The sequence below is a fragment of the Shewanella acanthi genome (assembly GCF_019457475.1).
GTDB lineage: Bacteria > Pseudomonadota > Gammaproteobacteria > Enterobacterales > Shewanellaceae > Shewanella > Shewanella acanthi.
Map to the genome: position 1 here is coordinate 1454050 of NZ_CP080413.1, position 26370 is coordinate 1480419.

A 26370-nucleotide genomic window follows, 5' to 3' on the forward strand; every position below is an offset into this window, starting at 1 on the left:
ATGTATCAGTGCTATGTATCAAAGCTTTTCTGCTGATAACTGATTTAATTAGCTAGCTCATTAGCAAATGAGCTCACGTATTACTTGCTCGTTGGGACTTACTTACCCGATGGGATCTGTTGGGTAATACAGTGAATGTTGCCGCCACCTAAGAGGATTTCGCGGGCTGGTACGCCAACAATCTCATGCTCTGGGAAGATTTCCTGCAGCTTCTGTGCGGCAATCTCATCGGTCGTTACGTCAAGCAGTGGGAATACGATACGGTTGTTGGTGATTAAAAAGTTCACGTAAGAACCCGCTAAACGCTCACCCGCAGTGCGCGGCACCCCAGTGCCTTCGGTCACGCCCTGAGACTCTTCGTCCGAGCAGTAAAGTGGGCCAGGTTGCGGCAGCAGGTGGATTTTTAACTTACGGCCCTTAGCATCGACGGTGTTTTCTAGGATATCGAGGGCAGCTTTTGAGCGTGGGTATTGTGGATCGGTTTCATCATCGGTCCAGTGGAGGATGACTTCGCCTGGGCGGGCGAAACAACACATGTTGTCGATATGGCCGTCGGTTTCATCCATAAATACCCCGTCTGGCAACCAGATAAAGTTGCTGACATTGAGGTAATCACGCAGGTGCGCTTCAATCTGCTCTTTGGTCAGTTCTGGGTTACGGTTGGTGTTCAGCAGACACTCGGCCGTGGTCATGCAGGTGCCTTCACCGTCAACGTGGATTGAACCACCTTCGAGGATAAGCGGCGCTTCATAGCGGGCAAAACCGTGCTGAGCGGTCATTTGCGCAGCAACCTTTTCGTCCTTATCCCATGGGAAGTACAAACCGCCGTTATGACCACCCCAAGCGTTAAAGCCCCAGTCGATGCTACGGCACTCGCCATCAGCGTTCACCACCACCGTTGGGCCAGTGTCGCGCGCCCAGCAGTCGTCGCTGTTCATTTCAACTAAAGTCACATGCGCTGGCATCACGTTTCTAGCTTCTGCCATAAACTCTGCTGGAACACCCATAAACACAGGCGTTGCACCGCCAATTGCATCGGCCACCTTAGCAAAGGTCGCCTGCGCATACTTACCCGCCGCGCGCCAGTTGTCAGGACGGTATGGCCAAATCATCCACACAGCCTGCTGCGGCGCCCATTCGGCTGGCATAGTAAAACCATCTTGAGCAGGTTTAGTCGATAACGGCGTGGCAGCCACATTCACTTGTGTCATAAGATTTGTCTCCATTAGATTCTGCAAAGTAACTCACTAACGATTAAGACTGCCTTGAACAGGCTTTAATACTAGCTCTTAAAACTAGCTCTAAAAAATGCATTAGTTGAGTGCGATGGGTGTGTGCTCAAACATAGCCGTTAGAATAGGAACTTACGTCACATCAATCAAATGAATAAATCGAATGGCTGTATTTGTAGCGTGAATACTTAGGTTTATGGCAGAGAGGCTAGCAAATGAAGCTGTGTGGGTATATGGGAAAAAGATAAGGTGCCTGAAAGATAAAAGATAAAAGATAAAAGATAAAAGATAAAAGATAAAAGATAAAAGAAGTTGAATAAGTTAGTTCTACGTGGCGTAGAGTGCCATGGTTTCCCCATTGAGATTCTGTCTTATTGCTTAAAAAAATTCCTGTAGGCTCGGCGACAGTTGATGTGCAAGGCTAAATTGCAAGAAATTGAAATGCTGCGTTCACATGGCCAATGATGTTCCCAACTTCATAGTGGCATTTCCCATATCCCTATGGGCTAGATGTGAATGAGCTGCATGTCGCCGATGGTGAATGATGCCGCAATGCTCGAGATTCCAATACCAAAGATTGCAGAGATAAAATGTGGGATTGAGTATACCTTGCAGCGAGCCTGATTAAACCGTCGAAAAGTCCCACTACGTTTCGGCCCCAAACCAAATGGGGCCGATGGGGCATGAGTTACTCGGAATATCCTTTACGTACAAGAGAGAAGCCTACTATACACTTGCTCTGCCCCTGCCCGTCTTGATAGCGCATAGCGACCTTCACATTGGGGTTATCTAATGCCCCTTGCAGCATCAAAACCTCTTCAGCAGCCAGCACCCTAAGGCCACAGGAGGTACCGCCCCAGCGGTATTCTTCGTAAACACCAGTTCCTACCTTGGTGAGAGCCTTGCCATGGTACTGCAGATAAGTGTCAGCGCTTTTGGTATTTACCTCTAGAAATACCAGCGGAAAGGCTTCGGTATATTCATCATCTGCTTTCGCAGCGTTTACGAACAGTAAGCTTAAGAGGGTGGCAGACAAACCTGCTAACTTTACCAATTTCATTTTCAACCTCCTTTCTTCATCACTTGCTAATAATCAAAGTAAAGGTAGGTCTGAACCGACACAGGCGCTAGTTTCGCTGCCTGTTGTTCTGCAAGCAAATGTAAGCAAGCCCACGTCATAAAAGACTTTAATGAAACCTTAATGTACTAACTCCATTTTTCTTAATAACTCCGCACCTAATCGAAATTGGCATTGTTGAACCAGTGACCTTCTAAAACAAGGATGTTTTAGTAGAGCCCTCAGGAAAGACTCTTTTGAAAGAAGGGCTAGCGTGTCACCGGGGCAATCTTGCCAATTTAACTACTCGCAGGTTTTACCCACAGACGTCTTTCTTTGCTTTAAGCCTTAAATACAACTCCTAAAGCATGGCGATAGCGAATCGATCCACCGGCCGATAAGTTCGACGCCTTCTTGGTGATCTAGGCTGCGGTAGATGGCCGGCATTTTGTTCTTAGGTTCGGATAGGGTTTGGCGATAGAGTAAAATGCCCCTTTGCTTGGAAGGCGAAATCGGCCCAGCCTGTCTTTAACGCGCAGCTGAGCCTGCAACTGAGAACATATATTAAGAGTTAGTCATCGAATGCAGCTAAAAGGCGGGAGTTTAGGTAGTTTGGGTGTTCTAACGAAATCCAGTGTCCACCATCAATGACTTCACACTGCCACGCTCCATCGACGTAGTGGCGTGACTCCCTTATTTGTGATTCCACTAGAAATGCATCGCCTCGGCTCCATATACCCGTCGTAGGCACTGTTATCTTGGGATGCTTGCGCCACAACATAGTGACTAAACTGGCTCGGTAGATACGTAGCGCCGCAGTGAGACGGCCAGGGCTAGCTAAGCGCGCCATCACTTCCTCAATTTTGGGGTGAGAGCCAAATACGCGGCGCAGGCTAAAGCGTCCATGACCGGGCAGCAGCGCTTCGGCTAGACCAGCGAGGCAGAAATAAGCAATGTACCAACCTGCGAATTTTTGATCCATGCCGGCGCGGGCATAGGCCATGGGATGACCCACGGAGAGCACCACCAAACGTCTTACTCGCTCTGGGTGATAGGCGGCTAAAAGCCAAGCCAGTGCAGCGCCCCAATCGTGGCCAACAACATTGACTTGTGACATTTGAAGATGATCGAGCAGTGCCGTTAGATCTTCAGCGATTGTGCGCGCGTTATAGTCGCTTAGTGCTGGTGCTATTTGTGACTCACCACAGCCCACAGTATCAGGCGCGATACAGCGGTATCCCGCAGTATGCAGTGCATTCATTTGTGTAAGCCACATGTCCGCAGTATCAGGAAATCCGTGAACAAATAATGCAACAGGTCGCGCTTTATCATCGGGCGCAGTATCCAAATAAGATAGGGTTAGGCCACGGGAGTGGAACTGATTGCGATGGATAGACTGATTTTTCAAGCTTTTTCCTTATTTTGATAAAATGCCTGTTCTCAGAACATTACAGTTATTAAGTGTGCTGAGTGTTGAACTTTGCTACCCCGATGGTAATTCTTAAAATACATTTCTTGAAAAGACCGCATTTACAAAAAATAACGGATTCACGCCTAGTAAATTGCGGCAGAATCGTCATCCCATTCAGGGGGTTCCAGAATAGGCCTGTGTATTGGGTGATGCTGAAATATACACGCTTTATTCATGAAAACCTTAAATAAATCAGCGCAGTTTATCAAATACAACTCCCTAAACTGGGCGATAGCGAATCAATCCACAGGCCGATAAGTTCGACGCCTTCTTGGTGTTCGAGGGCACGGCCAATCGGCGGCATTCTGTCTTTGGGTTCGGATAGGGTTTGGCGATAGAGCAGTATTGAATGGTCGGCATTGCCGGGGACAATATCGTAGTTGAGTCCTCGTGGGCCGCCGTCCCATCCTGGGGGTTGCTTGCAAATGCCGTAGGGGTAGGTGGTGTGGTCGACATAAAATCCGAGGCGTAATCCCGAGATGCTGGCATAACCGTTGGGGTTGTGGCAGTGGGCGCAGTTCACATCTAAGTATCCCTTAGCGCGCGCCGTTAAATCCGCGCTGGCATCATTAATGGGGTAGGTTTTACCGACGGTTGAAAGGTCTGGCAGACCCAAAAGCTGGCCGCGATCGCGCCAAAGACTTAACTGATTTGTACTAACGCTTTCAACACTCCCTTCGACTGGAATATCACGGTTCAGCAAATACGCCTTAAGGCCAATCGGGATAATCAGACTGCTATCACCTTGATTATATTGGTGACAAACCTTGCATTCGGCGCGGCTGGGAATGTTGTACTCGAAGGTCTGGGTTTGCCCTTGGTTAGTGAGCGTATGCGTAACAGTGGCGCCTGCGGTTAATAGAGTTGCATCCCCCGACGCCTCTTTGTTTAACGACTCTCCGTTCGACGCCTCTTTGTTTGTAGAAAGGGGCCACTGGTAGGTCAGGCTCGTCCAGCCCTGAGCGCGTTTAATCAGCAGGCGGGTTTCAATTAAGGTCTCATTAGCGGTATCAAAGCTTGCGCCTATTGCTGTAGAAGTTAGGGCGGTATCGAGCGGCAGAGCAAAGGTTTTGACTAGCACCGCACCCTCAGGGAAATCAAAGGCCTGCTGGGGCTGATAGTGCATGGCCGTGCCTTGTGGCAGAAAAATAAAACGATACTTAGTGGAGTAATTGGTAAATAGCTGACTTGCCAGCTGATAGCCAAAGCCGGGCGCCTGCGGCGCGGTTGTGGGATTACTCGGGTCTGTAAAGAGATGATATTGACTTAAGCGCGGGCAATCCTCAGTCATCAACGCCTGCCAATTGACCTCAGAGGATTGTGCATCACAGGCACTCTCAGGTGTTGTTGGTGTGGTTGGGACTGTGGGTGTAGTTGGCGTTGTTGGAGGTGGGGTTGTGTCAGACTCTCCTCCGCCGCAGGCAAGCAGTTGACTGCAGAAGATAATCACTAAACTGGTTAATAGGCGGTTTTGCATCATATTTTTCGCTTATAACTCATCACAGTTAACTTATCACGCTAGTTGAAAGATTTAGGGTGAAAGCCATTGGCTGTAAACAATAATCGAGTGAAATAAAAGGCTGACAGAGTCAGCCTTTTATCGGTTCCTTCTAAGCCTAGCTATTAGCCAGCTAAGCGATTAGTTAGAGCAACTATTAGTTAGAACAGCTGGCCGCAGGTAGACGCTTAATCCACTCACCGATAAGTGCAACGCCTTCAGCATGGCTGAGGCTGCGACCAATCTCTGGCATACGATCGCCAGGGGTGGTGCTTTGCATACGGAAGTGCATGATTGAGCCTTCGGCATTACCTGGTACTACGTCAAAGCTTAAGTTACCGCCGCCATAGGCCACAGGTGACTTACAGGTGCCGTGGGAGAAGCCAGCATCATCGCCGTAACCACGCCAGTACTCGAGTTTAAGACCTGTGTTAGAGGCGTTACCTTCGGGTCTATGGCAGTGGGCGCAGTTGATGTCTAGGTATCCCTTGGCGGTTTGCATCAGGGCGGCATCACTTAGGCTGGCTAACTTGGCCTCGTCACCGTCGTTGTAGGCAGGTACCTGCGGTACTTGGCTCAGGTTTGGCAGACCTTGGAGAAGGCCTAAGCTTTCCCATTTCAGCAGTTGGTTCATGCTGCCATCTGGATAGCTGTAGAGCTTATTCAAGTGGCGCGCCTTTGGACCAATAGGGACGAACACCGCATTAGTGTTGTCATCCGCTTTATACTGGTGGCACTGCTTACACTGGTTCATGCTTGGCACTGTATAGTTAAAGACCTTGTCTTCACCATTGTGGGTCAGCGATTGGTTACTGATCGCACCAGCTTTGGCGAGGGTCGCATCGGTCTTCTCGGCGTTCCACACATAGGGCAGGGCGCTCCAACCCGTCGAGCGATGGATAAGCAGTCGGGTTTCAATCAGGCTTTCATTCTCGATGCCGCGCTTGCTGGTATCGCTTGGTAGGGCGAAGGTTTTCACGATAACGGTGCCCACTGGGAAATCGAAGGATTCGTTCTCAGAGTAGGTCGCCTTTTCACCCGTTGGCAGGTACACAAAGCGATACTTGCTAGCGTAGTCGGTAAATAGCTGGGTGTTCAAATCGTAGGGCACACCACCCGAATTAGGCGCTGCTGTTGGGTTTTTCGCATCGCTAAACAGGTTGTAGTCTGACAGATTTGGACAGTTTGCCTTGAGCAGCGCATCCCAACTTACATTTGAGCCCGTCGCTTGACACAGGCTTTGATCGCCATCACCGATAAGACCCACTTCGCCCTCACCGATAGTGCCGCCACCACCGACTAAAACGCCGCCGTCACAGCCTTCGGTATTGTCATCCACGCCGCAGCCAAACACTTGGCCGTTAAAGGTCACAGTGTGAACCGGCAAGCTCACCTGAGAACACTTCATCAGGGTGTTTTGGGTCTTCTCGTATTGCACGTCGGCAATGCTGATGTCGGTGTTGCTGTTGGCGTAAAGACGACCGAATGACACATCACCGTTGTTGCTGGCGCAAACGTTATCGCTACCGTCTTCGGCAAATGGCAATTCTTTCAAGCCTAAGTAAGCGGCGGTACCATTGTTAGCCAGCATTTCCCCTAAACCATCATAGAGCACGCCCGGCAAAGTGCCGTGGCTGATGATGTAGGCGCGGATAATGTCTTGAATCAGATAACCCTTAGGCTTGCTACCGTAGTCGGTAATCGTATTATCGTGCAGGTAGATATTGCGTGGCACAGGGCGCCAGCCATCTTCAATTGACTGCCCTGGTTGACCATAGTTAGCCACGAAGGTTGAAATGTCCGGCTCAGCAATAAAGAAGCTGCTGACGGTCACGCCAAGGGTGTCATGGTGGGCGATGTCGTTATTGAAAATCTCCACATCGGCGGTCGAGAGGATAATCACCCCCGTACCCGGCGGCACAATATGCACACCCGCAGGGTTAGCCGAGGCGTTAGCAAAGTTAGGGGTGTTGTTGTTATACACCTTGTTATTGAAAATCCGTACGCTCGAGCCGTATCTGTGGTTATTGATCGGCAAGTCGAACACTAAGATACCGCCAGTGTTGGAGGTCGCTTCGTTATCATAGACGTCGGCGTATTTCGAGTTTTCAATTTCGATACCCGCCACGTTTTCATGGGCGATGTTGCGGCGCACCACAATGTACTGTGACTGACCGACATAGATACCCGCATCGGCACTGCCGCGCACATAACTGTCTTCAATCAGAATGTTTTCACACTCTACAGGGTACAGGCCGTAGGCGCCGTTGTCTTTGTCGAGTTCACCTTCCCAAATTGCGCTTACGCGGCGAAGGATGATGCCGTTGGTATTTTTAAGTTTGATACCGTTGTTTTTGGCTTCATTCACCGACAAGTCTTGAATGGTAATGTTCATCGCGTTTTGCACGAAAATACCATCGCCAGAATCAGCTTGGGCAAAGTTCAGAATAGTGTCATTCATTCCGTAGCCCATGATAGTGACGTTTTTGGCATAGCTGCCATCCCCGTCAACGTCACCATCGAACAACAGGGTTGAATCGATATTAAAGGTGCCCTTTGGCAGCACAATCACGGCGCCACTTTGGGCGTTGATCAGTGCTTCTTGGATGCGGTGGGTGAGGTTTTCGCCGGCGGCAATTTTAATCGCGCCATCGGGGAAAGTCGGCTCCGCTGCGGGTTGCTCTACCACCGGCGGTGTGGTGTCCACGACGGGATCATCGTCGTCTGAGAAACATCCCGAAAGGTTAAAGGCCATTAGCATGGCAAGGCCCGTGGGCATTAGCCAATTTGGATTGCCAGCGCGCTTTTTATTTCCCCGTTGCGCTTTAACTAACTTAAGGGGATTCACCTTAAGTTGGGCTGGATTAACGTGCTTGTTGAACATTTGTTGCTCCCGTTTTTGTTATTATTTCGTTAACAGGATGCGTTAAGGGCAATAAAAGGCAATGTGAAATATGGCCAAAATGGTGCAACCAAGCTGCTAGGGACATTTAAAGCGAAGGTGTGGGGAAAAGGGGAAAGTCGAAGTCGACGGCTCACTGATGGGGCGTAAGGGCAACGAACAGGTATGAAGGGGCTTTATTAGCCCCTTCATACCGATAGTGGTTCGCTGTTTTAAGCCTGCGCCAGTGCCACAGAAAGGCCTGGCCCAATGGATCACAGGTTGTAGCTGATATGCTGGTGGAAGCGCAGCACTAAATCCTCGCGCTCAGGATCGAGTCCTAGCTCATGGGCGAACTGTTTGAAGGCGGCTTCGACATTATTCATAAAGCGGCCGTAACCTGAGTCATCGCAATCCTTCGCCCCAGCCACAATGGTAAAGTGCGCCGCTTCGACTAAGTTATCGCCATCCCAGCGGCAAATGAGTTGTTGCTCACTGGCATTAGGGTCAAAGCCTATCATCTGCACTTCGGTCTTTGAGGCTAATTGCTCATATTTACTGTTACGCACCAGCGGTGTTAAGCCATTGGCGATCATCGAAAGGCGTGTTAGCTGCTTATTGTCTGCCGCCGTTAAAAAGCATTCCTCAAGATGTTGATAAAGCGGGGTAAAGTCGGTCGCAAGATCCTTAAGCCATTTTTGTTTGAGCTTGCGGCTTAAGGGTAAACTTGCGGTGACATAGGTGAGCGAACTGACATTATCTGGCAACTCACATTGACGGGATTTATAGCGCGGTACAATGGAGCGCAGCTTATAGCCGTAGGTTTCCTTGTTGCCCTTAGATTTGGCGAAAAGATCGTAGGATAAATGCTGGTGATCGCGGATTTTAATCCTAACGTGTCGTATCGGCAGCTTGGGAATCAGCTCGCTCAAGAGCGCTCTCACACGAGTGTGGAAATGGGCCGAATTACTGCGAATTTCATCGCCCGTGGCGAGAAATACAATCCGAATTTTACGGGCGCGGTTGTTGTCATCGCTAAACAGGTTTTGCGCCTCATGGTAGGCGGGATTGTAGAAAAACAGAATTTGCTCAGTGGTTTGGAAGCAATACGCCTCCGTATGGAAACGAACAACAGGCAATTTATCGTTGGTGATCACATGGACATTTCGAAGATCGTGTTGTTCTGCCAAGCTGAAAATAAGGCGACTTAAAGAATGATAACAGCTGTAATAATCGCAGTACTGTGCCAGTAATTCATCGGTGAGTTTGATTTCTGCTGTGATGAACTGGTTAGTACGTGCATCCTTTGGGATGTACACTTTTTGCTGATGGCTAAGGGACATAGTGACTCCTTGATGGGTTAACCCTGTTTGAGTCGTATTTTACCTTTGCACAGATAGAGGAATGTTGCGTTAACGCATGTTTTTAACCGATATGTTAACGTATTTAAGCTTGAGTAAATCGGCTGCGGCTACAGTGTCATACCCTATCAGTCGCAGCCAACGACTTAAGCCATAGTGGGCGTTATTGGCTAAGCGCCTTTTCTATCCAAGGCTGCATCCAGTTAGCGATTTTAGCCTGCGCTTTTTCATTGGGGTGGATACCATCGCGCTGCATTAATTCTGGATAGGGAGCAATCTCGGCCATAAAGAAGGGAATGAGTTCAATGTCTTCTTCCTTTGCAATGTCTTGATACACTTGGGTAAACTGCTGAGTGTAGCGGGGGCCGTAGTTAGGCGGTACCATGATTTCGGTCAATAACACTTTTGCACCGCTGTTTTTCGCAAGGGTAATGATTTTGGTTAGATTATTTTCAACTTGCGTCGGGGGGAAACCACGTAATCCATCATTACCGCCCAGTTCAACCACAACCAGTTGAGGCTCAACGGATTCGAGTAAGGCAGGTAGGCGTCTTAGGCCGCCTGCGGTGGTTTCACCACTGACAGAACCATTGATAAATTCATGCTCTGGAACATTTTTTTGTAATAGGGCTACCCAGCCGACCGATTGGGACATGCCGTAACTGGCACCTAGGCTGTCGCCGAGGATCAATACCTTTGCCGCTTGGGCAGGGCTTACCGCCAAGGCAGTCAGCATCAGCATTAAGCTGGTGAAGCGTTTGCTGCGTTTGGGGTTGAAAAACGACTTAAATGAGAAGGAACCTATGTCTAACATCGTCTTAAATTCTAGTGCCATCAATGTTGTTAACCTCGAAAAAACCGTTACGACTCAGGAAGGACGCCTCACTATCCTCAAGGGCATTAACCTAGAAGTCAAGCAAGGGGAAAGCGTCGCCATTTTAGGACCGTCGGGTTCGGGCAAATCGACCCTACTAGGCCTATTGGCCGCCCTCGATACGCCCACTGCAGGCGAGATTTGGCTGGACGGTGAAGCCTTATCTGGGCTTAACGAGGAGCAAAAGGCGAAGCTGCGTAAGCAAAAAGTCAGCTTTATTTTCCAATCTTTTATGTTGGTCGATACCTTAACGGCGCTCGAAAACGTGATGCTGCCCGCTGAGCTTTCAGGCATTAACAACGCGAAGGAAAAAGCCGCCGCTATGCTTGAGCGGGTTGGGTTATCCCACAGATTAAATCATTTGCCTAAGCAGCTTTCTGGTGGAGAGCAGCAGCGGGTTGCCATTGCCCGCGCCTTTATCTGCGAGCCGAAGGTGCTATTTGCCGACGAACCGACGGGCAATTTAGATGCGGCCAATGGCCATAAAATTGCCGACATGCTGTTTGAACTCAATAAAGAGAGCCACACCACTTTGATTTTAGTGACCCACGATCTGCAACTGGCGAAACGCTGTCAAAGGCAATTGATGATGGAAAACGGGCATCTATCTGAAGATACAACGGCTGTTGAAGTGACCGAGCTTCGAGATGATTCCGCTGCGCTTGCCGATGCTAAGGAGGCGTAAGCATGGGATTGACTCTCGCATGGCGCCTCTTTAGGCGCGAGTTACAGCAGGGGCAACTGCTACTGATTATTCTGGCGATTACTCTGGCGGTGCTGTCTGTCAGTGGGCTTGCGCGGGTCAGTGAGCGCCTGCAGGTGGCGATTAATGGGCAGGCGTCGAAGTTTATCGCCGCCGATCGTATTATCGACTCCCCCGTTAAATTAGACCCAGCAATTCTGGATACTGCCAAGGACATGGGGCTTAAGTTTGTCACTAATATGCAATTTAACTCCATGGTGTATTCGGGGGATAAGTTTCAGTTAGTGACAGTGCGAGCGGTCGAATCAGGTTATCCGCTTAAGGGCACCATTGTGCTTAAAAGCAGCGAGCTTAACAGCACTGAGCCAGAACAGTCGGTGAAGAGCTCGCTTGAAAAGGGCCGCACCCAAGCCTTACCCGCAAGCGGCGAGATTTGGTATGAGAGCCGCCTCGGTGGCTTACTCGGTTACCCCAAAACCCTAGAGTTGGGTAATAGCGAATTTACGTTAACCGAAGAAATTAGTCGCCTACCCGATGCGGGTTTTAATCCCTTTGCCTCTTCCCCCGTGGTGTTGATGCAAATCGACGATGTGGCAAAAACCGGTGTTATTCAACCGGGAAGCAGGGTGACTTACCTTTATCAGTTTGCCGGTAAAGAAGATGTACTCAGCAGCTTTGAAAAGAGCGTTAAGCCACTTTTGAATAACTCCCAGCGCTGGGTCGATGTGCAGTCCGGGGATTCACCGATTGCGGGTGCGGTGAAACGTTCGGAGCGATTTTTACTGCTGGCGAGTTTACTTGGGATTGCACTTGCCTGCGCCGCGATTGGCATTGCCGCTTCACGTTACTGCCAGCGTCATTACGATGTCGTGGCCATGCTGAAAACCTTTGGAGCATCGGCTAAGCAAATCCGCTTCCTGTTTAGTTTGCATTTGTTACTGGTCACCCTAGTTGGGATTGCGCTTGGCCTAGTGGGCGGACTGTTACTCGATGCGGGCATTAGCCAATTACTGCCACCCGAGATTGCAGCTTACTCAGTGCCTTACACTCGGCCGCTAATCTTGGGCATAAGTACTGGGCTTATCAGTGCCTTTATGTTTTCCGCCTATCCGCTGCTGCGTTTACTCTCGATTCCTCCTTTAAGGGTATTACAGCGTCAGCTAGAGGGCTTGCCCTTTGGAATGTGGTTACATCTCTTGCTAAGTCTTGGCGCGATGGCGCTGCTGGGTTATTTGTATTCCCGCAGCTGGGCGTTAACCCTCACTGTGGTGGCGGCCGTGATACTGCTCGGTGTATTACTGAGTGTGCTCGGCTTTGCGATGATCCGCCTAGGCCACAGTGTAGGGATGAAAACCACCAATCCGATGCAGCTTGCCTTGGCGGGGCTGAGACGCCGCGCGCGGCAAAATGCGGTGCAATTGGTGGGCTTTAGCTCGGCGCTAGTGTTGCTGCTGACGATTTTTGCTCTACGTGAGGATCTGCTCAATGAGTGGCAAAAGCAGCTACCCGAGAATGCGCCGAACTACTTTTTGGTGAATATCGCCCCCGAAGATGTGCAGCCCTTAAACGACTTTATGGCGAGTAAGGGCATTGCTGCGACCGATATTTATCCGGTGATCCGCGGCAGATTAACCCAGATCAATGGCGAGACGCTGATTTCTAACGAGCAGGCCGAAGCGGGTGAAAAGGGCAGAGTGGGGATTTCCCGTGAATTGAATCTGACTTGGCGTGATGCCATGCCCAAAAACAATGAGCTGCTCGAAGGGGAGTTTAATCGCGCCGCCGATGAAGTATCTGTCGAATCCGGTGTGGCCGAACGTTTAGGCATTGGTCTTGGGGATAAGCTTACCTATGTGATTGATAATCAGGAACTCACGGTAAAAGTCACTAGTATTCGCGCTGTGCATTGGGAAACCCTACAGCCAAATTTCTTTATGATTTTTACCCGCGAGGCCTTAGCCCCCTTTGCCTATACCTCAATGGCGAGTTTCTATTTAAGCAGTGCTGATACTATCAACGTCGCGGCGGGCGAGCCGCAGGATAGGGTGATTCTTGAATTGATCCGCCTGTTCCCAACCGTGTCCGTCATCGATGTGGGCGCTATGGTGGCGCAGCTTCGGCAGATTATAGAGCAGGTGTCACTCTCGCTCACGCTTGTGCTGGCGCTCGTGCTGCTGGCGAGCTCCTTAGTGCTGATCGCCCAAACCGAGGCGGGGATGGCAACACGGCAGCGCGAGCTGGCGGTGCTTCGCACCTTTGGCGCCTCTGGCTGGCTACTTCGCAGTGCGACGGGACTTGAGTTTGCGCTCCTTGGTGGCATAGCGGGGGTATTAGCTGTCATCGTAGCCGAATTTGCGCTCTATCTACTTAAAACCCAAGTGTTTGAACTCAATGTGTATATGCACTGGCCTTGGTGGGTAATTGCGCCCCTTAGCGGCGCGCTGTTGGTAGCATTTTTGGGATTCTGGCGTTGCCGAAACCTTTTGAATCAGTCCTGCTCGGCGCTGTTAAAGGCCGAGGCTTAAGCCGATAGGGTAAGGCGTGAGGCTCATGCCCATATGAAAAAGCACTGAATTGTCAGTGCTTTTTCATTGAAAATTCTTTCTATCTAAAACTTCTAGCCAAGAGCTTCTACCCAAGCGCTTCAAGGCAAGGTGGCTGTTAACGCCCAAGCACATCGTAAAGCGCCGTTTCTAGCTCGGTAAACTCAAAGTTAAAGCCTGCATCGAGTGCACGTTTTGGGAGCACATATTGTCCTTCTATAAGCAGTTCTGCCATTTCCCCGAGCATGAGTTTTAATGCAAAGGCGGGGGCGGGTAAGACGGCGGGGCGATGAAGCACTTTGCCTAATGTCTTGGAAAACTCAGCGTTGCTGACGGGATTAGGAGCTGTGGCGTTAAAAATGCCCTGACAGGTTTCGTGGGTCAGCAGGTATTCAATCAGCCTGACCATGTCCTTGATATGGATCCAGCTCATGCCCTGTTTGCCATCGCCAATGGGGCCGCCCGCGCCTAGTTTAAAGGGGGGCAGCATTTTCGCTAAGGCGCCGCCTTGACCCAGAACAATACCGGTTCGGACTATGCAGACCCGCGTATTGAGTGCTGAATCGAGGGCCAATTGCTCCCACTTTTGGCACACTTCATGGCTAAATTCATTATGAAAGGAAGCGCTTTCATCGATATGGTCTTGACCTTGTCGGCCATAATAGCCAATGGCGGAACCACTGATAAACACCCGTGGGGCTCTGTTGCTAGCTAAGATAAGTTGGCTGAGTTTGGCGGTGATATTCCAGCGGCTTTCGCAGATACGTTGTTTTTGTTGCTCGCTCCAGCGTTTGGCGACAATTGGCTCGCCCGCAAGATTAATCACTGCATCAATATCATTTAAATCCTCTAGCCCATCGAGGCTGGCAAGGTAGTGGTGTTGTCCGCCCAATTGCTGGCGGGTTTTACCGGGCTGCCTTGTGAGTAGGGTTAACTCGTGGTTTTCGTTAAGCGCTTCGACTAAGCGACTGCCGATAAAACCGCTTGCGCCCGTTATCAGTATTTTCATGCTTATAATTCCTTGTTAAACCTGTTGGTTTAGCTTTGACTAGCGTCATTATCTTCAATAAAAGTAGCTGAAATCTGAGCGTTTGTTTAAGCGTTAGGTTAAGACCTGTGGGCGATTACTGCATCTTTTGGTAGCACAGTTCCATGGAAACTGAATCGGCGAAGCGCAGTGCGTGGGGCTTGTCGATTTCGACGCTGGCAAATTCGACCCAAGGGTGTTCGCTGGCAATGGCGAGGGTTTGATTGGTAAGGTTTTCAAGCAGTGAAAAGCGATTGTTTTCAATCAGCTCGATAATTTTTTTGGTGATAGTGCGGTAGTTAAGTGCATCTTCGACATTGTCGCTATTACGGGCTTTTTCGGCGCAGTAATGGATGACCACGTTAACGATGACATCCTGACGATTTTGGATTTCATCCTCTTTGATGCCAATAAAAGTGCGAAGTCTTAAGTTTTTAATGCGTATAATTGCGGTTTCTGGTTTCATAATGACATTCTACTCTTTGATGCTAGGTGCTTGAGTTTGACTGTTTTCTTTATCTAGCCTAGCAACATTACTTTCGACAAAGAAGGATTTTTAACAAATGACCCGAGCAAGTACTACCTCTGCAGCCTATCGGGGGTTTGCAGTGATGGCCTTTGTGGTGATTATTTTGGCAGGGATTAAAGCCGCCAGTCCGATTGTTGTACCCTTTGTATTGTCGAGTTTTATCGCGATGATCTGTAACCCCGCGATTGGGGTGATGACCAAGTACCGCGTACCTAAAGCATTAGCTGTGCTGTTGCTGATGGGCTTTATTGTGCTGATGGGACTTTGGGTAGCATCTTTGGTGGGCAGCTCCATTAATGAATTTACCAAGCAGTTGCCTTTGTATCGTGCGCAATTGGTCGAACAATTTTCTTGGATTATCCAGAAACTACAAACATTTAATATCCAAATTTCCAAGGAACAGGTGTTGGCCTACTTTGACCCAGGTATGGCACTCTCCATGACCACCAATATGCTCTCGGGGATGGGGAGTGTGATGGCGAATTTGTTCCTGATTATTTTGACCGTGGTGTTTATGTTATTTGAGGCGTCATCGCTTCCCAAGAAATTACACTTTGCCCTCGATGACCCTGACATGCGGTTAAAGCAAATCGACCGTTTTTTGCAGTCGGTTAATCAATATATGGTAATCAAGACGCTCGTGAGTTTAGGCACGGGGCTCGTTGTTGGAATCGGTTTATCTCTTATCGGTGTGGATTTTGCGCTGCTTTGGGCGGTGATTGCCTTCCTGTTTAATTATATTCCCAATATCGGCTCAATTATTGCCGCGATCCCCGCACTACTATTGGCCTTTATTCAATTAGGCCCTGCGGCGGCGGGGGGGACTGCGTTATTATATATCGCGACTAATATGGTGATGGGTAATGTGGTTGAACCTAAATTTATGGGCCGTGGCCTCGGTCTTTCCACATTAGTGGTGTTTTTATCGTTAATTTTCTGGGGCTGGTTAATGGGCTCCGTGGGCATGTTATTGTCAGTGCCTTTGACTATGGTCGTTAAAATCGCCCTCGAATCGAGTCAGGGCGGTAAATGGATAGCCATTTTGTTGTCGGACGATGGGGACGATAAACATTTGGTAAACTCCGAATCAAATGAGAGTAAGTAGTAAATAATGCAGAGTTTTATAGATGCACTGGCCACCATTGAGGTGGGCGAAGATGCCGTTAGATTGTTCCATGGCCGTGGTGGCCATTATGTGGGAAGTGAGCATATTTGTTTAGATTGGTTTGCCCCTGTGTTGCTGCTGACCAGTTTTATTCCCCTTGAGGAAGCTGACATTAACGCCTGTCATCGCTCGATTGCCGTCCGCTGGCAACAAATTCAACCGACAAGCCCCTTAAATCTGGTGTATCAGTTCCGCAGCGGTGGCGAAACGATCACCCAACTATTGGCTGGCAGTGTGCCAGAGCCCCATGTTGTCAGTGAAAATGGCGCCAAATTCCAAGTGCATTTACTGCGCGGTCAAAACCATGGTCTGTTCCTCGATATGGCCAATGGTCGACAATGGTTGCGCGATAATGCCCGCCATAAAAAAGTGTTAAACCTCTTTGCCTATACCTGCGGATTTTCGGTTGCAGCGCTTCAGGGCGGCGCCGATGAAGTGGTGAATATGGACATGAGTAAAGGTGCGCTGGCCATAGGTAAGCAAAACCATTTACTCAATGGTTTTTGTGCAGGGGCGCGTTTTCTTGGTCACGATATTTTTCGCTCGTGGGGCAAACTGCGTAAACTCGGCCCCTACGATATCGTGGTTGCCGATCCGCCGAGTAATCAGAAGGGTAGTTTTGTGGCGACTAAGGATTATGTCCGTCTTATCCGCCATTTACCCGAATTACTGGCACCGAATGCCGATGTGCTTTTGTGTTTAAATGCCCCTGAATTAGACACCCAGTTTTTGCGTCAACAGGTTGAGGATGCGGCGCCCGAGCTTGAATATATTGCTCGTTTGGCAAACCCTAGTGCCTTTGTGGACCTGTCTGAGGAAAAGTCGCTTAAGGTGCTGCACTATCGCCTAAAAGAGCGCGTTTAAAGTCCATCGTTCAAAATGCTTTAAAAACGTCGTCGTTTGAAATTCATCGGTAAAAATTAGTTATCGAAAATAGCGCACTAAAAAGGCCAGTGATACTGGCCTTTGTTACATCTAAACATGTTAGCTGTCGCATATTGTTGTGTATTCAATAGGTAAAACCCGTGACCTCAACAAGCGGCAATTAGTAACCTAGACGCTCAGAAATTTGAGATTGGCCAACCTGTTCAATTGCTTGGCTGACATGTTGAGTGTCGAGCTGTTTAAGGGAAGAGATTTCATCATAGAGCTTATCCTGGACATCGAGGGGGATGTTCATGTGCTCCATAAACATGCGGATCCCAAGCACATCACCGTTACTGAACAACGTGGTGAGTTTGGCCGCTTCAAATTCGATGATAGCGTTCATAACAACCTCCTACTCGTATCATTACTTAATTGATAGCAGTTTGTGTCAAGTTTCCTAGATTCTTTGTTTGTAAGTAGGGATTGCTAATACCTTTAGAGCATAATAATGTTGCCTAAACGTGAAAGCCTTTCAGTTTTAAAATCAAATAGCTTGATTTTTGAGCAGTTAAATGCCGTTTTCAGCATTTTATGTCAAACATTCCTGAAAGTTTTTTGTAATTCATCTGCGTTTCTGTATAATCGCCGTCATGGAAAAGCCTTTCCTCAGGGGCAAAATGACCGCATAAGACGGCATGCCTTTGCGACCTTACTAAACGAGCCGGAGTTGTTATGGAAGTTCATGAATACGAAAACGCTTACTATCAAGTAAAAGACGACGTCATGGCGTCTTTACCGACAGAAAGCGAAGAAGAAGCGGTTTAAGTTCAAGCTTGAAAGCTAAGACAGTAGAAATGAGTCGGAAGTAACAAATTACAAGCATTAAAAATAGCAACCCTAGGGTTGCTATTTTTTCATCTGCTATTTGTGTTTTTGACGCCCGTTAGCCATTAACCCTGCGCTTTTCGGGCATCAGTTCGACGATAATCCAAGTTTCACCTGTCTTATGGAGTCTGACTGTGCGAGTATCTGTCCAAGGTTGGCCGCCCTTAAGTCCTTTAAGTTTGACTACCACTAACACATCCTTAGTAAACTTGCGGAAGAAGTCGATATTGATGTCGTCTACTTCGAGCTCGACATTGGTCATGGATAAGCTGAGCATATTGCGCTGCACTGCAGCAGCAATGAAGTAATGACTCAGGACTTCCTTGATGGGATCAATGACATATTGCTTAGATTTTTCCACATCGCGGTCGATGTAGATGGCACTGAAAAAGCCCATACTGACTTCTTCTGGTGTCAGAATACGTGGCTCATTATTTGAGGGATTGCAACCCAGTAGCAAAAAACAGCAGAGAATAAGTAAAGTACGCATAATATTCAATCAGATGGGTTTGATTTGAGTATCGCGATTTTGGATAACTTGTTCAAGTTTTTGTCGGTCAGCGTCAGAGCGTCTTACTTTGGTTGACAGTCAGTTAAATGCTATGGCATATACTTGGAGATAAGTCGATAAGGTTATCCACAGAATCTGTGGAAAAGTGTGTTGAAGACTAGATGGATAATTTATAAGGCACTGAAATAATATTGCTTTCTTCGCTGGTTAAAAAGTGACGCCTTTTATCTTCCGCTGAATTTTCTCCTTTCTTTGTGGATATTTTTAATTTTTTTGCGAGTCTATTCACAGGCTGACATTTTATTAAACAAGCCAATTATGCTATTTCCTCCCTTAAATTAGAGCTAAATGCTAAAAAATTGCTCACTAGATTGCAGTCAATATTGACCATAAAAAAGCACAGACCGAGGTCTGTGCTTTTTAGTATTACCATGCTATCGCTGTAATAATTTTTTAGTGTTTGTCATTCTGTGATGCCTGAATGGCCGTCAGGGCGATGGTATATACGATATCATCGACCAAAGCACCGCGGGATAAGTCATTCACCGGCTTACGCATTCCTTGCAGCATAGGCCCGATACTGATCAAATCCGCACTTCGTTGAACGGCTTTGTAGGTGGTGTTGCCTGTGTTGAGATCGGGGAATACAAACACGGTTGCTTGGCCCGCGACTGGACTGTTTGGCGCTTTGGAACGTGCCACATTCGGCATCACCGCGGCATCGTATTGCAGTGGGCCGTCGATAACCAGATCGGGGCGTTTTTCCTTGGCGATGCGAGTCGCTTCACGCACTTTATCCACATCTGAGCCCGTGCCTGAATTACCCGTTGAGTAACTAATCATCGCAACCCTTGGTTCGATGCCGAAGGCCTTGGCTGATTCCGCCGACTGAATGGCGATATCCGCCAGCTGTTCGGCGTTAGGGTCAGGGTTAATCGCGCAGTCACCGTAGACCAGTACCTGATCCGGCATCAACATAAAGAAGATGGATGACACTAAGCTTGAACCCGGTGCGGTTTTGATTAACTGCAGGGGTGGGCGGATGGTGTTGGCCGTCGTGTTGACCGCACCCGACACAATACCGTCAACCTCATCCTGCGCCAGCATCATAGTACCGAGTACCATGTTGTCTTCGAGCTGCTCACGGGCGACTACTTCGGTTAAGCCTTTGCCGCGGCGAAGATCTAACATAGGTTCGACATAACGGTCGCGGACGGCATCGGGGTCGACAATGACCACATTATCGCCGAGCACGACATCCTGCTGGGCAGCGATACGGAGGATCTCGTCTTTTTTACCTAAGAGTACACAGCGAGCAATCCCACGTTCAGCGCAGATGGCGGCCGCTTTAATGGTGCGCGGCTCGTCACCTTCGGGTAACACTACGGTTTTATGGGCGGCGCGGGCAAGCTCGGTGAGCTTGTATCTAAATGCTGGTGGCGATAAGCGATGTTCACGGGGGGAGTTTTTGGTGACGCTTTCAATCCAACTCTGATCGATATGGCTGGCGACATATTCCTGAACTAATTCAATCCGTACCGCATCGTCTACAGGGACTTCGTGGTCGAAGCGTTGGATATTAAGTGAGGTTTGCCAAGTGTTGGTATCGACAAGGAAAACAGGCAATCCGGTTTCAAAGGCCTGTTCGCACAGCTTGAGGATTTCGGGTTCTGGCACATAGCTACCCGTTAATAGCAGTGCTCCGATTTTGACGCCGTTCATGGCCGCAAGGCAGGCCGATACGATCACATCGGAGCGATCGCCCGAGGTGACCAGCAGTGAGTCGGTCTTAATATGGGTCACCATATTCGGAATACTGCGGGCGCAGAAGGTGACTTTACGTAGACGGCGAGTATTCATCTCACCGGCATTGATAATGCGGGCATGTAAATGTTTCGCCAAGTCCGATGCGCGCGGCGCCACTAAATCAAGGTTATAGGGCACACTACCTAAGATGCGAAGTGGGCTTTTGCCGGGCAGTTGCAGCATGCTGGCAACATCGTTCTTAGGCGTAGTGTTGTGGTCAAATACCTCTGATAAATCAGGGCGTGTACGACCTTCATCGTCCACCGGCGCGCCGATTTTGTTGATGATGGCACCGATCAAACGTTTATTGTTTTTTCCGCCCCAGGAGTTATAGGCTATCTCTAGGCGGCTCATAAGACCCGCAGGGCTGTCGCTGCCAGGAGTGGCGATAAAAATCACGTCCGCATCCATAGCCTTAGCGATGGCATAGTTCACATCATCAGCAAAGGAATGGTTACGGGTAGGCACTAAGCCCTCGATAATCAATGTTTCTGTGTTAGTGGCACATTCGGCTGCGCGGGCAATAATCTGCTCCATCAACACATCGGTTTGATCAGTACGAATAAGTGCTTCGGCGTGGCCCATGTCGAAGGGTTCTAACGGATTAACCGTTGGCGATTTACTTAAGATGGTGGTCGAGCGTTCTGGGCCATTATCGTTAGGACGAAGTTGGCTTATGGGCTTGAAGAATTGCACTTTTACCCCATGGTGCTCAAGGGCACGCACCATCCCAAGGCTTAATGACGTCAAGCCAACGCCCGTACCTATGGGGATCAACATAATATTTCGAGACATAAAAACCCCTAATTTGTTACTTTTGCAGAGCGGCTTCTGCTAACTTACAGCTTAATTCGCTGACTTAAAAATGGAGCCACTTGCATGCACGAACGGCCCCTAAGAACGCATTATTTGCTAATGAGTTTAATTGAGTCTTCGGCAATGACCCATTCTTCATTGGTTGGGATCACCATGGCAACTGGGCTGCCTTCACTGGTAATAATCCCTTGTTTGCCGAATCGTGCCGCCTTGTTACGCTCGCTATCTACGCTGAAATTAAAGATTTGCAGCATATTTAGTACTTTCTCGCGAATGAGATCCGAGTTCTCACCGATACCACCGGTAAAGACCACCGCATCTAAACGGCCGAGCGGCACAGTATAAGAAGCGATATATTTGGCCAGACGGTAGCAGAAGATTTCCAGTGCCAAGGTGGCGCCTTTATGGCCATCGGCATAACCATCTTCGATGCCGCGGCAATCGTTAGTTAGCTCAGAAATCCCCAGTAAACCACTCTGTTTGTTCATCAGATTGTTCACCTCTTCAAGGGTGTAACCTAACTGATGCACTAAGTGATAGACGATGGAAGGGTCGAGATCGCCGCAGCGCGTACCCATAACCAGTCCTTCTAGTGGTGTTAGCCCCATCGAAGTATCAACACTCTTACCGCCCTTAACCGCAGTCACTGAAGCACCATTGCCTAAATGGGCGCAAATTACGTTGGTATCGCTAAGTGGTTTATTCAGCAGTTTGGCGGCTTCACGGCTCACAAATAAATGGCTGGTACCGTGCATACCGTAGCGGCGAATGCCGTGCTCACGGTAAAGCTTATAGGGTAGGGCATAGATATAGGCTCTGTCTGGCATGCTTTGGTGGAAGGCGGTGTCGAACACGGCAACCTGTGGCAGTTTAGGGAAAGAGGCCATCGCGGCACGAATACCAATGAGATGGGCTGGATTATGCAGTGGCGCCAAAGACGAACATTCCTCAATGCCCTTGATCACTTGCTCGTCGATTATCACAGAGCGGGTAAATTTTTCACCGCCATGGACAATACGATGACCAACGGCCTGAATCTGTGCCGCCAGCTCAGGTTGTTCTGCCAGAATTTTATTCACTATAAATTCCACAGCTTCGCGGTGGGCGGTAAAGGCACCTAGGGACGCCTCATGTTTTACACCCTGAATTTTCCATTTGATGCGTGAGTCTTCTAGGCCAAAACATTCGGCGAGGCCAGAGATTTGATCATCACCCGTTTGGGCATCAATAACGGCGAATTTAAGGGATGAGCTACCGCAATTGAGTACTAAAACCAGTTTATTAGACATGTGTGAACCTTTTGCCTTGGTATGTAAAATAAAGAATCGAAATTCGAGTAAAACACTGGGTAAACACAGTATCGGTCTTGGGACACAGGACCAGATTGTGCTATGGTAAAAGCAGTGTTCCTCTGTTGTAGGTGTCTAAAATTGAGTATCAATATTCTCAAAACCTTAGGTGATGGTCGTCAGTATATGAAGACGTGGCCTATGGTTAGACAACTGGGTATTTATTTTCCTGAGTATCGCGTTGTAAGAGCCACTCAGCTCGCCTTACTGGTGATGCCAGTGCTGGCGATTATTGCGGGGGTGAGCCAGCTGTATTTTTACGGTTGGGCATTTTTGCCCCAAGCAATCACCATCGCATTATTTTTTATTAGCCTGCCATTGCAGGGTTTACTCTGGTTAGGTTGGCGTGCCCGCCATCCCTTGCCATTATCGCTGTTCGACTGGAGTAACCAGCTAAGCGCTAAACTGACTTCCATGGGCATTCATTGCCAATCCTTGGGTGCCAAGGCCTGTTACCTCGACATGGCGCTCATTTTAAAAATAGCCTTTGAGCGCTTAGATGCCAGTTATTGGGAAGAGCTTTAGGCTCTTCCTTGGTACTTCTATTCAACCTCAAATGTGACTAATAGACGGCGTTAATGCCCCGCGCCACAAATACTGCCTTTATCTTTTCCATCGTATCTCGGCTCGGGGGCGATATGCCGTTTAGCTGATAGTCTTCACCCATGGCTTCCCATTTGTGTTTGCCCAGTTCGTGATAGGGCAAAAGCTCCACTTTCTCGACGTTTTTCATCGGCGCAATAAAGTCGGCAAGTAATTCAGCCGAGGCTTCATCCTCAGTAAAGCCACCAACAACCACATATCGGATCCAAGTCGCTTGGTTGCGATTTGCTAAGTATTCGGCAAATTGCAGGGTTCTGTGGTTGCTGACCTTAGTCAGCTCTATATGTTTCTCATCGTTCATCTGTTTGATGTCGAGCAGTACGAGATCGGTGTTATCCAGCAGTTCATCGATGATGGGGGTGTATTTACGCACAAAGCCGTTAGTATCGAGACAGGTATGAATGCCATCTTTTTTACAGGCTTTAAAGAGTTCGGCCACGAATTCAGCCTGCAGAATGGCCTCACCACCGCTGGCGGTCACGCCACCATTGCTAGCATCGAGGAAGGGACGGTAACTGATGATTTGGCCCATGAGTTCATCGACGCTGATTTCCTTGCCGCCATCGAGATCCCAAGTGTCTCGGTTGTGGCAATACTGGCAACGCATCAGACAGCCCTGCATAAAGGTGATAAACCGAATGCCGGGACCATCGACGGTGCCGAAGGATTCTACCGAGTGAATGCGACCCAGAGTGGCCATTGTGACTCCTGTATAAAAAACGAGGCTGTAGCACAGTGTACTACAGCCTTGTCTAATATAGCTTACAGACCTTTTGTGAAGGTACGGGTAATGACATCTTGCTGTTGCTCTGGGGTCAGGGCGTTAAAGCGCACTGCGTAGCCAGACACTCGAATGGTCAATTGTGGATACTTGTCTGGGTTAACGACAGCATCCTCTAGCATTTCGCGATTCATAACGTTCACATTAAGGTGCTGACCACCTTCATGTTTTTCGTTATGAGCAAAATATCCGTCCATCAGCGCCGCAAGGTTAGTGCGTTGACCGTCTTCGTCTTTACCCAGTGCATTTGGCACAATCGAGAAGGTATAAGAGATACCGTCCTGTGCGTGGGCGAAGGGCAGTTTTGCCACTGATGTTAATGAAGCGATTGCGCCTTTTTCGTCACGGCCATGCATAGGGTTTGCACCCGGCGCAAATGGCGCACCAGCTCGGCGACCGTCTGGGGTATTACCGGTTTTCTTACCATAAACCACGTTAGAGGTGATGGTCAGAATTGACTGGGTTGGAATCGCATTGCGGTACATTTTACGGTCGCGAATTTTCGACATAAAACGTTCAACTAAATCGCAGGCGATATCGTCAACGCGTGGGTCGTTGTTACCAAATTTGGGATAGTCACCACTGATTTCAAAGTCTACCGCGATGCCGTTTTCGTCGCGCACGGGTTTCACTTGGGCATACTTAATGGCTGACAATGAGTCGGCGGCGATTGAAAGCCCTGCGATACCACAGGCCATAGTGCGACGTACATCCCTATCGTGCAGTGCCATCAGCGCCGCTTCGTAGGAGTATTTGTCGTGCATGTAGTGAATCGCATTAAGTGCAGTGACGTACTGCGTCGCTAACCAGTCCATCAGGCCGTCTAAACGATTCATCACATCGTCAAAGCTCAGCACTTCATCTTTGATGGGGTCGGCTTTTGGCGCAATTTGGATTTTCAGTTTTTCATCCACGCCGCCGTTGATGGCGTACAACATGGTTTTCGCCAAGTTTGCACGGGCACCGAAGAACTGCATGTGCTTACCCACAACCATAGGGCTTACGCAGCAGGCGATAGCATAATCGTCTGACTCAAAATCGGGACGCATTAAGTCGTCGTTTTCGTACTGGATAGAGCTGGTATCGATAGAAACCTTAGCGCAGTACTTTTTAAAACCGACGGGCAGTTTATCTGACCAGAGCACGGTAATGTTTGGCTCTGGGCTTGGTCCCATAGTGTATAGGGTGTTCAGAAAACGAAAACTTGATTTAGTCACCAGCGTGCGGCCATCTAAGCCCATACCGCCGATAGACTCGGTTGCCCAAATTGGGTCGCCTGAAAACAGCTCGTCGTATTCTGGGGTACGTAGGAAACGCACCATACGCAGTTTCATCACGAAATGGTCAATCATTTCCTGTGCTTGCTCTTCGGTAATGACACCGTTTCGCAGGTCACGTTCAATATAGATATCGAGGAATGATGAGGTGCGGCCTAATGACATCGCCGCGCCATTTTGGCTCTTAACCGCGGCTAAATAGCCAAAATAAGTCCATTGGATCGCTTCTTGAGCATTGGTCGCAGGACGTGAAATATCACAGCCATATTTAGCTGCCATGGTTTTCATTTGCGCCAATGCGCGGTGCTGCTCGGCAATTTCTTCACGCAGTTGGATAACGTTTGATAAGTCCTCACCTGCTTCGAACTGCGCCTGCAGTGAGCTGAACTGGGCAAACTTATCCTTCATCAGGAAGTCGATACCGTAAAGTGCGATACGGCGATAGTCACCGATAATACGGCCACGGCCATAGGCATCCGGTAAACCGGTTAATACGCCAGACTTACGGCAAGCCATGATCTCTGGGGTATAAACGTCGAACACGCCTTGGTTGTGGGTTTTACGCAGCTCCGAGTAGATGTATTTCACATCGGCGTCGAGTTCACGGTTATAGGCGGCACATGAGCCTTCTACCATACGAATACCACCGTTTGGCAGCATGGCGCGTTTCAGCGGTGCATCGGTTTGTAGACCAACGATAGTTTCTAAATCTTTATTGATGTAACCCGCATCGTGGGAAGTGATGGTCGATACCATCTTAGTGTCGAAATCAACGGGCGCATGGGTGCGGTTTTCTTGCTTGATGCCTTCCATGACACTCGCCCATAGTGACGTAGTTGCCTCGGTGGCACCGGCTAGGAAAGATTCGTTACCTTCATAGGGAGCGTAGTTTTGTTGAATAAAGTCACGTACATTGACTTCAGTTTTCCAATCGCCTGAGGTAAATCCTTCCCATGCTTTGGCAAACAGTGCAGTTGTGTCGGTCATCGTACTAATACCTTTTGGTTAAGATAAAGGTCATTGGCTTATGTGGAACCCATGGTGAGTATAGGCCAATCGCTAATTCCTGATCCTAAGCTCCCCTCAAGTTAACGCCCTATGATGGGAACTGGAGCTTGGAGGGCGGTTCACTCC

Annotated in this window: 20 protein-coding genes; 5 read left to right on the forward strand and 15 right to left on the reverse strand. The window is 48.9% G+C overall.

What is annotated here, in order from left to right; genetic code table 11:
- Positions 1 to 98: 98 nt before the first annotated feature.
- From aguA to K0H61_RS06570, 7 genes are all read right to left on the reverse strand, one after another.
- On the reverse strand, positions 99 to 1211 hold the full coding sequence (gene aguA / locus K0H61_RS06540; RefSeq protein WP_220051905.1) for an agmatine deiminase: 1113 nt from the start codon (positions 1209 to 1211) through the stop codon (positions 99 to 101).
- A gap of 709 nt (positions 1212 to 1920) precedes the next feature.
- A complete protein-coding gene (locus tag K0H61_RS06545; RefSeq protein ID WP_220051906.1) occupies positions 1921 to 2292 on the reverse strand; it encodes a hypothetical protein in 372 nt (123 codons plus the stop codon).
- A 568-nt stretch (positions 2293 to 2860) separates the two neighbouring features.
- Positions 2861 to 3697, reverse strand: coding sequence for an alpha/beta fold hydrolase (locus K0H61_RS06550; RefSeq protein ID WP_220051907.1), 837 nt, complete (start codon positions 3695 to 3697; stop codon positions 2861 to 2863).
- 268 nt (positions 3698 to 3965) lie between these two features.
- The gene (locus K0H61_RS06555; RefSeq protein WP_220052536.1) at positions 3966 to 5237 is read right to left on the reverse strand and encodes an SO2930 family diheme c-type cytochrome; all 1272 of its coding nucleotides are present in this window, start codon (positions 5235 to 5237) and stop codon (positions 3966 to 3968) included.
- 178 nt (positions 5238 to 5415) lie between these two features.
- Positions 5416 to 8037 carry an SO2930 family diheme c-type cytochrome gene (locus K0H61_RS06560; protein ID WP_286670289.1) on the reverse strand — a complete coding sequence of 874 codons (2622 nt, stop codon included), beginning with the start codon at positions 8035 to 8037 and terminating at the stop codon, positions 5416 to 5418.
- Positions 8038 to 8414: 377 nt separating this feature from the next.
- Complete coding sequence (locus tag K0H61_RS06565; RefSeq protein ID WP_220051908.1) at positions 8415 to 9482, reverse strand: DUF3083 family protein; 1068 nt, start codon at positions 9480 to 9482, stop codon at positions 8415 to 8417.
- A gap of 181 nt (positions 9483 to 9663) precedes the next feature.
- Positions 9664 to 10242, reverse strand: a complete 579-nt coding sequence (locus K0H61_RS06570) for an arylesterase (RefSeq protein ID WP_434086615.1) — start codon at positions 10240 to 10242, stop codon at positions 9664 to 9666.
- Between the two features lie 61 nt (positions 10243 to 10303).
- Between K0H61_RS06570 and K0H61_RS06575 the strand changes: the two genes are divergently transcribed.
- Positions 10304 to 11059: an ABC transporter ATP-binding protein gene (locus K0H61_RS06575; protein WP_220051909.1), complete on the forward strand. Its 756-nt coding sequence runs from the start codon at positions 10304 to 10306 to the stop codon at positions 11057 to 11059.
- A gap of 2 nt (positions 11060 to 11061) precedes the next feature.
- The gene (locus K0H61_RS06580) at positions 11062 to 13602 is read left to right on the forward strand and encodes an ABC transporter permease (protein ID WP_220051910.1); all 2541 of its coding nucleotides are present in this window, start codon (positions 11062 to 11064) and stop codon (positions 13600 to 13602) included.
- 136 nt (positions 13603 to 13738) lie between these two features.
- On the opposite strand, the gene K0H61_RS06585 is transcribed toward K0H61_RS06580, so the two are convergent.
- Positions 13739 to 14629, reverse strand: a complete 891-nt coding sequence (locus tag K0H61_RS06585) for a TIGR01777 family oxidoreductase (protein ID WP_220051911.1) — start codon at positions 14627 to 14629, stop codon at positions 13739 to 13741.
- Positions 14630 to 14744: 115 nt separating this feature from the next.
- Positions 14745 to 15113, reverse strand: a complete 369-nt coding sequence (gene folX / locus K0H61_RS06590; RefSeq protein WP_220051912.1) for a dihydroneopterin triphosphate 2'-epimerase — start codon at positions 15111 to 15113, stop codon at positions 14745 to 14747.
- Between the two features lie 97 nt (positions 15114 to 15210).
- Between folX and K0H61_RS06595 the strand changes: the two genes are divergently transcribed.
- Together K0H61_RS06595 and K0H61_RS06600 are read left to right on the forward strand one after the other, a co-directional pair.
- Positions 15211 to 16281, forward strand: a complete 1071-nt coding sequence (locus tag K0H61_RS06595; RefSeq protein ID WP_220051913.1) for an AI-2E family transporter — start codon at positions 15211 to 15213, stop codon at positions 16279 to 16281.
- 6 nt (positions 16282 to 16287) lie between these two features.
- Complete coding sequence (locus K0H61_RS06600) at positions 16288 to 17205, forward strand: class I SAM-dependent methyltransferase (protein ID WP_220051914.1); 918 nt, start codon at positions 16288 to 16290, stop codon at positions 17203 to 17205.
- Positions 17206 to 17386: 181 nt separating this feature from the next.
- On the opposite strand, the gene K0H61_RS06605 is transcribed toward K0H61_RS06600, so the two are convergent.
- The 4 genes from K0H61_RS06605 to ackA all read right to left on the reverse strand — a co-directional run bounded on the left by K0H61_RS06605 (position 17387) and on the right by ackA (position 22515).
- On the reverse strand, positions 17387 to 17611 hold the full coding sequence (locus tag K0H61_RS06605) for a hypothetical protein (RefSeq protein WP_220051915.1): 225 nt from the start codon (positions 17609 to 17611) through the stop codon (positions 17387 to 17389).
- A gap of 540 nt (positions 17612 to 18151) precedes the next feature.
- Positions 18152 to 18583 carry a hypothetical protein gene (locus K0H61_RS06610; RefSeq protein ID WP_220051916.1) on the reverse strand — a complete coding sequence of 144 codons (432 nt, stop codon included), beginning with the start codon at positions 18581 to 18583 and terminating at the stop codon, positions 18152 to 18154.
- Between the two features lie 474 nt (positions 18584 to 19057).
- Positions 19058 to 21205: a phosphate acetyltransferase gene (gene pta, locus K0H61_RS06615; protein WP_220051917.1), complete on the reverse strand. Its 2148-nt coding sequence runs from the start codon at positions 21203 to 21205 to the stop codon at positions 19058 to 19060.
- A 110-nt stretch (positions 21206 to 21315) separates the two neighbouring features.
- Positions 21316 to 22515, reverse strand: a complete 1200-nt coding sequence (gene ackA / locus K0H61_RS06620) for an acetate kinase (protein WP_220051918.1) — start codon at positions 22513 to 22515, stop codon at positions 21316 to 21318.
- Positions 22516 to 22656: 141 nt separating this feature from the next.
- Between ackA and yfbV the strand changes: the two genes are divergently transcribed.
- Complete coding sequence (gene yfbV, locus K0H61_RS06625) at positions 22657 to 23100, forward strand: terminus macrodomain insulation protein YfbV (RefSeq protein WP_220051919.1); 444 nt, start codon at positions 22657 to 22659, stop codon at positions 23098 to 23100.
- A gap of 37 nt (positions 23101 to 23137) precedes the next feature.
- Here the strand turns inward: yfbV and pflA are convergent, their stop codons facing one another.
- Together pflA and pflB are read right to left on the reverse strand one after the other, a co-directional pair.
- Positions 23138 to 23878, reverse strand: coding sequence for a pyruvate formate lyase 1-activating protein (pflA, locus tag K0H61_RS06630; protein WP_220051920.1), 741 nt, complete (start codon positions 23876 to 23878; stop codon positions 23138 to 23140).
- Between the two features lie 62 nt (positions 23879 to 23940).
- The gene (gene pflB / locus K0H61_RS06635) at positions 23941 to 26223 is read right to left on the reverse strand and encodes a formate C-acetyltransferase (protein ID WP_220051921.1); all 2283 of its coding nucleotides are present in this window, start codon (positions 26221 to 26223) and stop codon (positions 23941 to 23943) included.
- Between the last annotated feature and the right edge of the window lie 147 nt (positions 26224 to 26370).